Source organism: Paenibacillus sp. UMB4589-SE434, from assembly GCF_030226685.1.
Taxonomy (GTDB): Bacteria; Bacillota; Bacilli; order Paenibacillales; family Paenibacillaceae; genus Paenibacillus_B.
In genome coordinates, this window is record NZ_JASOYK010000007.1 from 45587 (window position 1) to 59890 (window position 14304).

General features: G+C 47.4%; 10 protein-coding genes and 1 pseudogene. 1 reads left to right on the forward strand and 10 read right to left on the reverse strand.

Going from position 1 to position 14304, the window contains the following annotated elements:
- Nucleotides 1-112: 112 nt before the first annotated feature.
- From QP775_RS20195 to QP775_RS20230, 8 genes and pseudogenes are all read right to left on the reverse strand, one after another.
- Nucleotides 113-874: a sigma-70 family RNA polymerase sigma factor gene (locus QP775_RS20195; RefSeq protein WP_239331777.1), complete on the reverse strand. Its 762-nt coding sequence runs from the start codon at nucleotides 872-874 to the stop codon at nucleotides 113-115.
- Nucleotides 871-1332 (reverse strand): anti-sigma B factor RsbW, encoded by a 462-nt coding sequence (gene rsbW / locus QP775_RS20200; RefSeq protein WP_285108720.1) that lies wholly within the window; start codon nucleotides 1330-1332, stop codon nucleotides 871-873. Before rsbW ends, QP775_RS20195 begins: the two co-directional genes overlap by 4 nt.
- A gap of 34 nt (nucleotides 1333-1366) precedes the next feature.
- Nucleotides 1367-1687 carry an STAS domain-containing protein gene (locus QP775_RS20205; RefSeq protein ID WP_285108721.1) on the reverse strand — a complete coding sequence of 107 codons (321 nt, stop codon included), beginning with the start codon at nucleotides 1685-1687 and terminating at the stop codon, nucleotides 1367-1369.
- A 178-nt stretch (nucleotides 1688-1865) separates the two neighbouring features.
- Nucleotides 1866-3053 (reverse strand): annotated as a pseudogene (locus tag QP775_RS20210) (response regulator); the annotation flags it as partial.
- 17 nt (nucleotides 3054-3070) lie between these two features.
- On the reverse strand, nucleotides 3071-3946 hold the full coding sequence (locus QP775_RS20215; protein WP_285108722.1) for a CheR family methyltransferase: 876 nt from the start codon (nucleotides 3944-3946) through the stop codon (nucleotides 3071-3073).
- A gap of 45 nt (nucleotides 3947-3991) precedes the next feature.
- Nucleotides 3992-7369, reverse strand: coding sequence for a response regulator (locus QP775_RS20220; protein ID WP_285108723.1), 3378 nt, complete (start codon nucleotides 7367-7369; stop codon nucleotides 3992-3994).
- The gene (locus tag QP775_RS20225) at nucleotides 7366-8532 is read right to left on the reverse strand and encodes a fused response regulator/phosphatase (protein ID WP_285108724.1); all 1167 of its coding nucleotides are present in this window, start codon (nucleotides 8530-8532) and stop codon (nucleotides 7366-7368) included. The genes QP775_RS20220 and QP775_RS20225 overlap by 4 nt, the downstream gene beginning before the upstream one ends.
- Before the next feature lie 185 nt (nucleotides 8533-8717).
- Nucleotides 8718-9392 carry a DUF948 domain-containing protein gene (locus QP775_RS20230; protein ID WP_285108725.1) on the reverse strand — a complete coding sequence of 225 codons (675 nt, stop codon included), beginning with the start codon at nucleotides 9390-9392 and terminating at the stop codon, nucleotides 8718-8720.
- Between the two features lie 344 nt (nucleotides 9393-9736).
- Between QP775_RS20230 and QP775_RS20235 the strand changes: the two genes are divergently transcribed.
- Nucleotides 9737-9898, forward strand: a complete 162-nt coding sequence (locus QP775_RS20235; RefSeq protein ID WP_239331762.1) for a DUF1328 domain-containing protein — start codon at nucleotides 9737-9739, stop codon at nucleotides 9896-9898.
- Between the two features lie 125 nt (nucleotides 9899-10023).
- Here the strand turns inward: QP775_RS20235 and QP775_RS20240 are convergent, their stop codons facing one another.
- A complete protein-coding gene (locus QP775_RS20240) occupies nucleotides 10024-10935 on the reverse strand; it encodes a DMT family transporter (RefSeq protein ID WP_285108726.1) in 912 nt (303 codons plus the stop codon).
- A gap of 18 nt (nucleotides 10936-10953) precedes the next feature.
- Complete coding sequence (locus tag QP775_RS20245) at nucleotides 10954-14295, reverse strand: glycoside hydrolase family 2 TIM barrel-domain containing protein (protein WP_285108727.1); 3342 nt, start codon at nucleotides 14293-14295, stop codon at nucleotides 10954-10956.
- Between the last annotated feature and the right edge of the window lie 9 nt (nucleotides 14296-14304).

Sequence of the window (14304 nt, forward strand, 5' to 3'; positions counted from 1 at the left end):
AGTCTTTTTCTATCCCAGTCTTCACAAATTTGAATTCTATTTCTATTCAAATAGGACAAATATGCACCAATCATACAGGCACACATTTGTCCTTATTCTTTGTATGTCCATCTCATTGTAAGTCCCTAGCCATCATAATCTGCTTCAGCTTCTCTGTTGCTCTTCTCTGAATACGGGAAACGCTCATCTGCGAAATACCAAGCTGCTCTGCTGCCGTTCGCTGCGACAGTCCTTGCTCAAACACAAGTTGCAGCACCTGCATCTCTTCCTGCTTTAGCTGCTTCATGGCTTCGAGCAGATCCATCTTACGTTCTACAGCGTCATAATCATTTACGTCAGAACTGATCAGCTCTCCAAGCGTGGCCGCACTCTCTTCTTGAGACAGCGGCGTGTCAAGCGAAACGTAATGATAGCACTCTCGACCTGCCAGAACCTCCAAAGTTTCTTCCTCGGACAGTTCCAGTTGCTGGGCTATTTCTTCAATGTTGGGTGAGCGTTCAAGCTTTACAGTCAGCAGATCAATGGTTTGCTGCACCAAAGCACCCTTTTCTTTGATTCGCCTTGGCACTTGGATATACCAAGACTTGTCCCTCAAATAATTTTTCATATGACCGATCATACTTTTCATTGCATAAGCCTCAAAAGGGACGCCCAGTGCGTGATCAAACTGATTCAGCAGACGGATAAGCGCCATATTGCCCACCTGCATCAGATCTTCGTAGAGGTCTGGGCGATTACGCGATATCTTGCCTGCAGCCATCTTCACCATAGGCTCGTACCTCTGAATCAAAATAGTGGCTGTATCGTTGTCTTTGGTGGTTTGATATTGGCGGATGAGATCATTAGCCGAATGGGACTGGGGAAGTAGACTCATCGGAGTTCCTCGCTAAACTGTTGGATGCGTTTCTTCATGCGGACTTCAGTACCGCGCCCCTCTATGCTGACAACCTCCACTTCATCCATGAGTGCCTGCATTAAGTAGAAACCTAGGCCTCCTGCCTGCACTTCATCAATCGACTTGTCATGCCACCCCAACAGTTCCTGAGTCTCGTGCTCCGCATGAAAGCTGTTGCCCTCATCACGAATCGTCAGACCCAGCTCGTTGTTACCAATGTCAAATGCGATATCCACCATACCGCCATCCCGATTGTACGCATATAAAACTGCATTATTACAAGCTTCCGACACTGCAACCTTCATATCCTCGATCTCTTCGTAAGAAAATCCAATTTTGCTGGCGATTCCATATAACGTTAAACGAACCAAATCGACATAGTCAGCTTGAGCAGGCAGCGTTAATCTGACCTGCTGCTGTATTTTGCTATCAGTCATGATTCATGTCCTTTCAATTATCATTTTCGAGTCCTTATTGGCTTGACGTTAAAAACTTTGAAATTCCTGTCATATCAAACAACTTTTGAACCTGCGACGGAACATTTTCCACGAAAAATGGTGCTCCTGCGGCTTTACGAACTTTTACAATGGAAATAAGAATGCCAATGCCTGTACTGTCAATGTACGTTAGCTTGGATAGATCAAGTGTAAGCTGGTTAGTCGAATCGTTAGCTAGAGGCTCCATAAAAGAACGAAACTCGCCAGAAGCAGCCAAATCCAGATCACCTTGAAGTTGAATGGTTATTTGCTGCCCATCTTGATGTGTTACGACTGCAAATTGGTTTGTGCTCATATAGTCCTCTCCCATTATTCCACACATTTTATGAAGAAATGATGTACCTACTCGGTTATTTATTTTGTTGATTTCATACTTAGGTTCCTATTACCCGGTAGTTGAAACGCTGAAACATTTAAATTCAAAATAGTTGTCATCCGGATACGAATGCTAATTTCTCTCATTGCTCCAATTTACCCAGTACAACTGTAAATTGAAACATCGCCCCATGATCAAGCGCATACGCAGCAATATCGCCTTGCATCATCTGTACAATTGATTTGCTAATTGCAAGGCCTAAGCCGCTGCCGCCGTAGCGACGATTCATAGAGGAATCCAGCTGTGAGAATGGCTGAAATAATGCATTCATCTTATCTACCGGCAATCCAATGCCTGTGTCCTGAACCTCAATTTGCAGTCGACAAGTACTGTCGTCTTCATGGTCTGAAACCAGCTGAATACGAATACAAATCTCGCCATCATCCGTAAATTTGACAGCATTGCCCACCAGGTTAATAAGTACCTGACGCAGCCGAATCATATCACCCAGCAGACAAGCTGGAACATCCGGCTTAATATCGACAGAGCATGTCAATTGTCGTTTGCTCATCTCCGCTGTAAACAATTCAAACACTTCCTGAATCAAAGCTTTGATGTCAAACGGGTACTCTTCAAGCTCCAACTTGCCGGACTCCATCTTTGTAAAATCCAGAATGTTGTTGATCGTCTGCATTAACGAATCCGCACTCTTCCGAATCATCTCCGCATAATTACGCTGCTCTAGACTCATCTCTGTATCTTGCAGCAGATCAGCCATTCCAATGACTCCATTGAGCGGTGTACGAATCTCATGGCTCATCATTGCGAGAAATTGCGTTCTGGCTAGCGCTGCACGTTCCGCTTCTTCCTTTGCAATTGCCAGTTCGCGATTCATCCGTTCCAATTCCAGTGTCTTCTGATGAAGCAGCATCTTCTGGGATTTCAAGCGCTTCTGCGCAAGAAAGATCCCCACGAAGCTTTGGATCTTGGACCGCAAGATGTGCGGTACAAAAGGCTTGACCATATAGTCGACGCCGCCTGCAGAATAGCCCGCAAACAGGTGCTCAGATTCCTTATAGTTAGCCGAAATAAAAATAATCGGAATATGCTGCGTTTTCTCCCTGGCTTTGATCCACTTGGCTGTCTCAATGCCATCCATGCCAGGCATCTGCACATCAAGCACAATGACAGCAAATTCCTCTTTCATGAGATGTCGCAGTGCTTCTTCTCCTGAGGTAGCCTTAATGAGCCGATAATTCTCTTCCGAGAGCACAGCTTCCAAGGCGAGCAAGTTCTCCGGACGATCATCGACCAACAGAATGTTAATAGGCTCTAACGTAGGCATGTGGCCTCCTCGATCAGTTATCGAATTTTTCGATATATTTTCTCCAAACGGTCTACTTCCTCGTAATGCGACTCACAGGCTGTAAAATGGATCGATTCTTTGGATCCCAGCACCAACATTCCTAGTGGGGCCAGACTCTCATAGAACAACCGATGGACTCGGTCCCGCAGCGGATCATTAAAGTAAATCATCACATTTCGGCAAAAAATAACGTTAAATTCATTAAACGACATATCCGTAGCCAAATTGTGGTCCGAAAAAATAATGTTTTTTCTTAAAGACGGATGAAAGATCACACTGCCGTCTTCCGCTGCGTTGTAATATTCGGAAAAGGAGCGATTTCCCCCAGCCTCCAAATAATTAGTCGTATACAGGCGCATCTTATCTAAAGAACAACGGCCTTCCTTCGCTTTTTGCAGAACAACAGGGTTCATATCAGTCGCATACAATCTAGCTTTCTCATACAGTCCTTCCTCTTGTAAGAGAATCGCCATCGAATAGACTTCCTCCCCTGTTGAGCAGCCCGCATGCCATATGCGAATATAAGGATATGTCCGTAAAAGGGGTACAACTTTATCCCGGAAAGCAGCATACATCTTAGGATCACGAAACATCTCCGTAACTGGTATCGACAACGTATGAACCAAGCGCTGCACATAATCGCGGTTGTACAACACTTTTCCCTGAAGCTCTGATATCGAGGTCAACTGTTCATCGTATATCTGATGCCAAATTCGACGTCTTAAGGACGGATACGCATAATCTCGAAAGTCGTAGCCATACACCTTGTACATTCCCTCTAACAACAATTCAATCTCAATGCGTTCGCGATCAGCATCCCCATGTCTACGTATGTCCTGCGCAGATACTTGATCAGATTCATGCTCGTCCATGCTCGACTTCCTTTCCAAATCCCCATACGGCTTACTTTGTTTATACTAGGTGCTGTACAGCCACACTCTCATTAGAGACAGCAATTGCTCGGTTTGGAATGGCTTGCTGACATAATCAGAAGCCCCTGCCTCTATACACTTATTACGGTCTTCCTTCATCGCTTTGGCTGTAAGTGCGATAATCGGCAGCTTCTCAAATGCAGGCATTTGGCGAATTTTCCGCATCGCTTCGTAACCGTCCATCTCTGGCATCATCATGTCCATCAGGACGATATCAAAGGTTGGTTTTCGTTCCAGAGCCGCCAGTGCTTCTACTCCATTTTCCGCATACTCAATCACCATATCAAACTGCTCGAGAACACTCGACAACGCAAATACATTCCGTACATCATCATCTACAAGCAGTACTCTTTTGCCTGATAACAACTGATCCTTCGGCTCTAATGCACGCTCGGGCGGATATGACCTATCCTCCTCTAATTCAACGCGATTCAAGAGCAGCATCGTCTCTTGCAGCAGACGCTCCGGCGACTTCACGTTCTTGATAATAATACTTTGTGCGCGCTTGCGCAGCTCCAGCTCTTCTTTGTTATCCAGCGACTTGCCCGTATAAATGATGATAGGCAGATGAACCAGTTCTGGCAGCGTCTGTTCGATACGCTCCATCAGTTGGAAGCCAGTCATATCTGGCAGCATCAGATCAAGTACCATACCGTCTATCTTCTCTTGCGCAAGGTGTTCTAGCGCCTCTGATCCAGTAGATACGGCGGTCACAGACACATTGGCTCCTTCAATAAGGGCAATCATCGATTGCCGCTGAGGACCATCATCTTCAACAATCAGGAGCCTTCTGCGCTCGAACATCCATGGCCGTACCTGAGCAAGCTTGGGCTTGCCAGCAGAGTTATCCTTCTTCTTTGCATAGCTGGCCGCCACCTCGGACAACATCTGTGTCTGTTGAAGCTTCACGCTCTCTTTCTCTTCAGACACTCCGTCCTCGATCTGCTTCGATACCTCTCGAACCAACTGCTCGATCTCCGACATGTGGCTGCTGTCTGCTGTGACTTGCAGCTTGGCTAGCTCCTCAGCCTCTGTATACATCGGAAGCAGCAAAGTAAATGTGCTCCCTTGCCCTGTGATGCTGCTAACTGTCAAGCTACCGCCTAAGAGCTGGGTAAGTTCTCTGCTGATCGATAATCCTAAGCCAGCGCCACCGTATTTTCGGCTTGTTGTGCCGTCAAGCTGCTGAAAAGCATCAAATATAAGTCCCAGCTTCTCCTGTGGGATGCCGATGCCTGTATCTTTGACCTGAATAGCCAAAAATGCTGGTGATTCTTCGCCCTCAATAGCATTTGGGTCCAAGGAAGGAGCCAATGCAAGCTCAATGCTGCCGGAATTGGTAAACTTAAATGCATTGGACAATAAGTTCCGAACAATTTGCTTTAGACGATCGGCATCCGTATAAATAGATGCTGGCAGTCCCTCGGCAACATGAAGTTGGAATGCAATACCTTTCTGGGAAGCAATCGGTTCAAAGCTATCATACATAAAACTAGTTATCTCTTGAATATGCATCAGTTCGTAGTCTACCTTCATCTTGCCCGCATCTATTTTGCTCAAATCTAGAATCTCGTCAATCATCTTTAATAGATCCGCCCCAGACATATGAATCGTCCGCGCATATTCAACTTGTTTCTCTAGTAAATTGCCTTCCTTATTCTCCCCCAGCAACTGCGAGAGAACGAGAAGACTGTTAAGAGGCGTCCGCAATTCGTGAGACATATTGGCTAGAAACTCTGACTTGTACTTAGACGCAAGCGCCAATTGCAGCGTCTGACGCTCCAATGCGGTACGCGCGCTTTCCAACTCCTCGTTCTTCTCTTGCGTGCTCAGCATTGTCTCTTCCAGCGCTCTTGTCTTGGCAATAAGCTCTGTGTTGTAATGCTCCAGTTCCTCCTGCTGCCGTTGTAAAAGCTCTTCTGAACGCTTCAGCGCCTCGGTTTGAGCTTCTAGGTGCTCGTTCGAACGACGCAAGTCTTCTTGCTGCGTCATTAATTCTTCCGACTGACACTGCAGTTCCTCCGTCAGTGCCTGTGAATCCCGCAGAAGGTCTTCCACACGCATCTTACCTGATATCGTATGGATAATGACCCCTAAATTGATCATCAGTTGTTCCAACAACTTATGTTGTGTATGCGTCAGTGGCTTAAGCGACGCCAGTTCGACAACACCAAGCACCCGCTGCTCAAACGTTATCGGGTAAAGCGCCAGCTCCATTGGCGATGCTTCACATACACCAGATTGAATACGGAGAGAGCAATCTACCATATCATGAATAAGAATTGGGCGTTCGTCAGCGGCGCACTGGCCAACCAGGCCTTCTCCGATGTCAAAGCTGTGCTCGGCCTCCAATTGATGCTGTGCCGCATACGTGCCATATAGGCGCAGCTTATTGGATGCTCTGGCTTCATCACGGATGTAGAGTGCACCATACTGGGCGCTCAGGATTGGTGTGAATTCGTTGATAAAAGTCTGGCCGACTTGCTGCAGCGTTGTCACGCCATTTAACAAGTCCGTTACTTTTGCAATGTTGCTATCTATCCAGGCTTGCTGCTCTTGTTCCAGTTGAAACTGCTCTTCAATCTTTTTACGCTGCTCCAGATCAGAGACCATAGACTTAAATACTTCAATGACTTCCCCAATCTCATCATTTGTATAAGCCTTCAACTTACGAATGATTGCCGTGCGGCCACGTGAAAGACTACGTATCATCAACGCCATCGTGTTCAAATTACGAGTTACTCCTGGAATAACCCATACCATAACACCTATACTTAATAGAATGCCTAATCCCATCATCCCTACCGTCCAAGCAATAGACAGCTCATACATCTGTTGGGATTTACGAAGCTGGTCATCCATCATCATTTCATGATAACTGGCAAGGCTGTTTAGATCCTCCTGAAGCTTCTTCAGATAAGGCAACCCAACACTGTTCCGCAGTTCATTGGCTTTTGCCACATTGTTAGATGCACTCAACCGTTCCGCTTCTTCAACAAATTCAATGTAATTAGCCCATGATCGGTTCACCTGGGAGATATTTTCCTTCTCTTGGATGGTGAGGACGGTATTCTCCAGTAATTGAAGCGCTTGAATTACTCGTTTCTTATACCGTTGAATCTCTAGTGCTGCCTCTTGTGTACTTGTACCCCCATTTAGCAGTTCATTAACAAGCTCGCGTGCCATATTATTGGAATCGTCTCTGGCACCTGAGGCCGCTTTTACCTTTACAAAGCGTTCATTATAGAAACGTTCAATCTCGGTTTGCATACCGCTCATCCGTACATAAGAAATCAAACCGAGTCCTGCCAAAATAATCATAAATGAAGCAAAACCTATGATTAACTTTGTCTTTAACTTCACGCTGTTTCCCCCTCCATGCTCCGCACAGAAACCCATACCATGCATTTATCATCCTCACGTGCGCAGGGGTTGCCAAACAATGCTGACCATGCATCCGCATCAATGGAATCCTCTTGCTTCATTAGCTCCGTAAGATGCTCAATTGCATCATCCAGTTCATCTCCGGCAGCCTCCACAAGACCATCCGTATAAAGAGCCATCCGGTACTCATTCGTACACATAATCATCTTTGACTCTACCTCCAACTCAGGAAACATACCGACAGGATGGCCCGTAGACTCCAGATGGACGACCGCACCATCGCTCATCACGACGATGCCTGGCGGATGACCCGCATTGGCATACTGAATCAAGTGCTGCTTTGTATCCACAATGGCGTATATTGCCGTCAAATAATACATCGTCAAGCTGTCGCTCATATGCAAGTAATGAAACTTACTGTTCAGACTTCGCAGCACGCCATCTGGTGTCTCCTCACTCATGACCGTATTACGGAGCGCCGAAGCAATAAACATACACAGCAGTGCGGAAGATACCCCGTGGCCCATCATATCTAAAATGAGCACGCCGTATTTACCATTTCCTAATGGAAACCAGGCATACAGATCGCCTGCCAGCTCTTCAGAAGGCCTGTATATTGCCTGTATCTCTATCTGCTCATCTGAATACGGTTCAGTTAGAACAGAGGCTTGTACACTGGCCGCCAAGCGCAGCTCCTCCCGGATATGCCGATCTCTTTCCTTGTGCCAGTCCTTCTCTTTCTTCAGGCGTAAAGCAAGTCGAATCCGTGCCAGCAGCTCAATGCGATTTATTGGCTTGGTGACATAATCAACCGCTCCTGCATCCAGCGCCTCCGCCAATGTATTGGAGTCCCCAATAGCAGTAACCATGATGATTGGAATATCACGGAGCAAGGGAAAGGTTTGAACATGCCTGCATGCTTCCAATCCATCAATCTCCGGCATCATCATATCCAGCAAGATTAGATCGATATCCGGTTCTTTTAGAGTATCTGTGCTGATGCCCGACTTCTTTAGTCCCAATACCTCATACATCTCTCTTGCGGAAGAGACGGTCGTAATGCCGGTATAATCAGCTTTACGCAATATTTCTCGTATAAGCATCACATTCGTCGGGTTATCATCGACAACGAGTACGTTCAATTGCGTTTCTCCCCTATCTTTGCAGCGTCATCTCAACTATACCTAAATTAGTCAGGTGAGGGCATGTCATTTGAAAAATTCCACTAAATAACAACATGAGCTGCATCTGTGCGTGCCTTAACCTAATTCGTACACTATATCCCTAATAAAAACATAGCCGGCTATCTAATGATAACCGGCTATTTCTATTTCGAGCTGTTGCGGAACAATTGCCACGCCTGCACTCCGATATCTACCCACGACTTCCAGGCTTCTGAAGAAGCCGCTGCGCGCGCAGGAGCCGCCTTGGCAGCAGACTTCGCCGCGGCAGCCTCAGCGATCGCCACCGGCATCATCATCTGTGCTTCTATCTCCGGAGCAGCGTGTACAGATTCTGCTGCAGTAGCTTGCACTGCTGCGGAAGCTAGCGCGAAATCGACAGCGGCTGCGGGTCCCCCGTCACCATCCCTCACCGCATCTGACGCAGTGTCCGCCGATGCCGGTGTCTGAACGCGCGATTTACGCTTCAGCTTATCTGTGTCAAAACGTGTTGCTGCCTTGCGCACGCCGTTTACTACACCAACTGATACTTGCCGAGCTACGGCAGTTACTTCATTCAGCGCTTCACCGATATTTTCAATGGAGTCAACGAGCGGCTCTATCTTCTTCACCTGCTGTTGGATGCCGGCAGTCATCTCATTTGCATTGCGGGCAACCGCCTGCAAGTCTCCGCTTAACGCCTCAACCGTGCGCTGTACTTCCTCCAACGTTGCCGATGCACGGTCTAGTGAACGCTTGGCTGTAACCAGCGTCTGAATTAGAAATATAACAAGGACTACAAAAGCCAACGATGCGATTAAAGCACTGATTTCCAGTATCATTGTGCACCCTCTCTTCCCACAAATAATATGTATGTCTGCTAAGAAGTCTATCATAGTGGATCTTTACTCTTATTGTATATGAATATGTACATATTTGCTGCACATAGATCGAAATGTTACTACATTAGCCATACAGTACTCACCCCCCACAGCGCATAAGACTACAAATCCGCGTTTGTACAGGGAATAGAGCTAACAATGTATACCCCTGAGCAAGACTATTGAATCATAAATTTGAAATAAAAAAGGAATGTTTCAAACCGATTTTGATTCGGTTATACAATCTGCAACAAACCAAAGCAACTCAACAGACATTTTCTAACGAGGAAAAAGGAGTGAATATGATGTTAAGATGGGCTCTGTTATTTTTTATCATCGCAATCGTGGCAGGTATATTCGGATTTTTCGGTATTGTGGAGGCGGCAGCCTCGATCGCAAAAGTACTATTCTTTATTTTCCTGATTCTGTTTGTGATATCGTTGCTTACTGGCAGAAGGACATCCTGACTTTACACGGATTGTTACGACTGAACAAAAAAGGCAGCACCGAAGTAGATCGATCTACTTCGGTGCTGCCTTTTTATTGTATGTCCTTCTTATCCGCCCCTGTTGGATAGCATGGAAGCGAACAGCTAAGCTGAAAGCGTAGATTTTTTTGACTTCCAGCGAATCTCTGCCAATATCATGCCTCCGAAAATAAGCGCACAGCCAACAATTGCCCATATCCCCAGCGTCTCATTTGCAAATGTGACGCCTGTAATGGCCGCAAACACGGGTTCTGTGGCATAAATGATCGCCACTCTTGTCGCCGACGTATACCGCTGACTCCATGTCTGCGCCCAGAAAGCAAACGCAGTGGAGAGGCCAATGGATACAGCAAGCGCAACCAGCACATCTGAATTGGTGAGCGAAGTCCACAGTGCAGCAGGTGAACCAAGCGACTCTGTTAATAACGAAAAGACGGCAGACAGCACCCCCACTGTGCCCAATTGTACGATAACAAGCGGCAGCGTATCATATACGGGAGCATATTTACCCGTCAGGGCAATCTGCAGTGCAAAACAGATCGCACAGAAAAACACGAGCAAATCCCCTTTGTTAAAGGTTAACACGCCGCCATTAAACGTAAGCAGATACAATCCTATAAAGGCAATAACTGCCGCAGCCCATGTGGACCAAGAAAGATGCTGCCGCATGAACAGCAGCATCGCAAACGGAACAAGCACAACTGAAATACCGGTAATAAAGCCCGTGTTTGTCGTAGTTGTATGCAGAAGTCCAATCGTCTGCAAGGCATAGGCCCCGAACAGCCAACAGCCCAACAAGCTGCCATGAAGCAGCAGCTTGCGCGACCAATTATATTTCCGACGGCGGTAAATCATCATCATGATGATGACAAATAAAAACGTTGCCCCCAAAAAACGAACAGCGTTAAATGCCAGCGGCGGCAGTGTCTGTACCGCCTTTTGCACAATAATAAAAGTGGAGCCCCAAACAAAGGCAACCAACAGCAAACATAGATTCGCAATCCAAGCACGTGTCATTCCGTCGGGTCACCTCTTTCAATCTATTGCAGGCTTATCACCCGTGAAACAGGTGCTGCCGAGCGCCACTAAAGATGTCTCCTCAGTTTGAAAAGCCTGAAGTAAGATTGCAAAAGCGAATGGCTCAGATTTCAACGCGTATGCCGGCAGCTGCGCTGGACCACAACTGTTGCTGCCAAGTCCGTTCTGACGATAGTCCAAATGCAGCGTGATGGTATCCCGCTCCTTCAGTTCGTGTAAATGCTTGGCCTGTTCCAAATCGGCAGCTGTATAGGGATGCGCGCTGAACTCCAGCACGGGGTCTCCCCACGCCATCAATCCTGTGCCGCGCAGATCGTGGAGCCCCACCCAACGAACGTCTGTACGATTGCCGCTCTCTTGCGGGAACACGTACGGGAAACCCAATTCGCGCACCGAAGTGGTGTAAACACCAACCTCACTCGCCAACTTGCTATCTGCATAGTTTTCACCCGGGCCGCGTCCATACCAGGTCACCTGATCCATTGTCCCCGGCACGGTAATTGACCAGCCAATTCGCGGCAGCAGTTCCGGTGGCGTGCCAATTGGCTCGCCATTAGCTTCCATGCGCATTGCTCCACTACGAAGAACAATGTATTTGATCTGACAACGGAATCCCCAATCGTATACAGGCGGTGCTATTCGAATATCAAATGTAATCGTTACACCGTCAGTACTCTCTTCGATAGCGTAAGCGTCGACCTTTTGCACCAGACGATCTAGGCAAGCCTTCTTCCAGTTTTGCAAGACATACATATCGTTGTCAATCGGGGCTCGCCAGAAGTCAAGCTTCGGCCCTGTATGCAGCAGTGCCTTGCCTTCCAACGTCCAACTATCGAGCGTCCCCTCAAGCATGTTAAACACCATTCTACATCTTTCACTTTCCACCCGCAGCAAATGTTGATCAATCCGACAGCGAAGTGGTGCCCATTGATCCTCATTTACAGCTGTGTCGGATTCCAATATGTCGGCAGCTGAAGTTGTAGATGTCGTACTTGAGGTATTGGTCGTCCCCCTTGCAGCCGATGCTGCGGCTTCCTGCGCTGCAGCCTGCCTCAAAGGATTTGGCATCAGCAGCTGTGTCGAAGCTACTTCATGTCCGCGTGCAGCCCATGGTTCATCTTGGGCAAGCGTCAGTTTTAAGTTCAGCCAGATTTCCGGCTGTGACGATGCATCTACGTCTGCAGCGCCGCCGCTGACCAACGGAGCAGCAAGCTGCGGGAGCGGCAGGACAACCTGCTCGGAAGCACCAGCTCGAATATGCGGCAAGGCACTGGTTCCACTAGCGAGCACTTGACCATATTTGACAATGGACCAACCCAGCAACAGATGATCCAGTGAAATAAAATCATACAAATTATGAATCATAATTGCACCCACATTTAAATCTACTGCTGCAACTTGCAAGGGCTCGATTACCTTTTTATACTCCAGCAATCCTGGAGAAGGAAAGCGATCTGGTCGCACAAGGCCGTCGATTACAAAGTTGCCGTTATTCGGTTCGTCACCGTAATCCCCGCCATAGGTGTAATAGGCTTCGCCATCGGCACTATATGCCAGTAATCCGTGATCTATCCACTCCCATACAAAGCCACCTTGAAGACGACGGTACTTTCGGTAAACTTCATCATATTCTTTCAATCCGCCCGGTCCATTGCCCATCGCATGAGCGTATTCACAAACAATATGGGGCTTATCCAACTCTTCAAGCTGCCCGAAGCCCTCCAGTTTCTCAACAGAGGAATACATCGTGCTAAATACATCGCATACTGCGGCTTCCCGATCCCCCTCATAATGAACAAGACGTGTTGGGTCAGCTTGATGCACCCATTGGCTCATCGCTTTATGATTGCAGCCAAATCCTGATTCATTGCCAAGGGACCACATAATGATGGACGGATGGTTCTTGTCACGCTGTACCATTCTCTCAATTCGGTCGATATAAGCGGCTTCCCAGAGCGGATTGTCGCTCAGCCAATCTGGCTTACCTACCAGTTCGGTTCCATGGGTTTCCAGATCTGCTTCGTCCATCACGTATAGGCCTAACTCGTCACAGAGGTCATAGAAACGAGGATCGTTCGGATAATGAGCTGTACGTACAGCATTAATATTATGCTGCTTCATCATCAGTACGTCCTGCTTCATAACAGTGTAAGGTACATAACGGCCGAGCTCCGGGTGATGGTCATGGCGGTTTACACCTTTGAGCTGAATAGCTGTACCATTCACCAGCATCTGGCCGCCGCGGACTTCTACTTTGCGGAAACCGACTCGACTAGGAATGACCTCAACAAGCCGGTGATGAACATCATATAACGATAATAGCAGCGTATAAAGGTAAGGTGTCTCTGCTGTCCACTTGTTCGGATTCGTCACTGCCGCATTTATCTGCAGAGTATATGATGACAAAGTATGTCCAGCAGCCAATTGCTGCGATTCCTCCGATCCTGTGTGGGTCACTGCTTCACTCGCTCCTGAACTAATAAGACATCCATTTACATCCATCAGCTCATAGGTGACGTAATAACCGCTGCTTACACCTACATGGTCTGCTATTACGCTCTGAAGCTCACACTCTACCAATAGCATCGCATTATGATAAGCGCTGTCCAGCTCTGTCCTGATACTGAAGTCACGAATATGGACAGGTGGCTCCGCTATAATGGATACGTCCCGAAATATACCGCTCAGCCACCACATGTCCTGATCTTCTAAATAACTGCCATCAGACCATTGATATACACGAACAGCTAGTGTATTGCTGCCCTCGCGCACATACGCTGTAATATCAAATTCAGATGGCAATCGACTGCCTTGGCTATAACCGACAGACTGACCGTTGACCCAAACATGAAATGCGCTGTCAACACCTTCGAATCTTAACGTCTTGCGCATGCCCGTCCAAGCTGGTGAAATGGTAAACTCCCGTCGGTATGAGCCTGTCGGGTTATGCGCAGGCGCATGAGGGGGATCCAGCGGAAACGGATAATACAGGTCTGTATAATGGGGACTCCCGTATCCCTGTAACTGCCAGTGCCCAGGCACTTCAATAACGGCCCAGCTTTCCGCGTCATAATCCTCCCTGTAGAAATGAGTAGGCGCTAGTTCCGGCCGCTCATCGTAACGAAACTGCCAGCTTCCGTTCAAGAGACGAAACCATGGTGACCCTCCACGCTCATACTGCCATGCGGTTTGCTTGCGCGCATGTGGAATAAAGTAAGAGCGGCTTGCTTCACGATTCAGGTGGAGCACGTCCAGGTTGCTCCAATCCTTCTGCATGTTGTTTGTGGACGACACCTTCAATTTTTGGTCTGTATCATTTAATGAATGTCTGACGTTCATTTGTATATT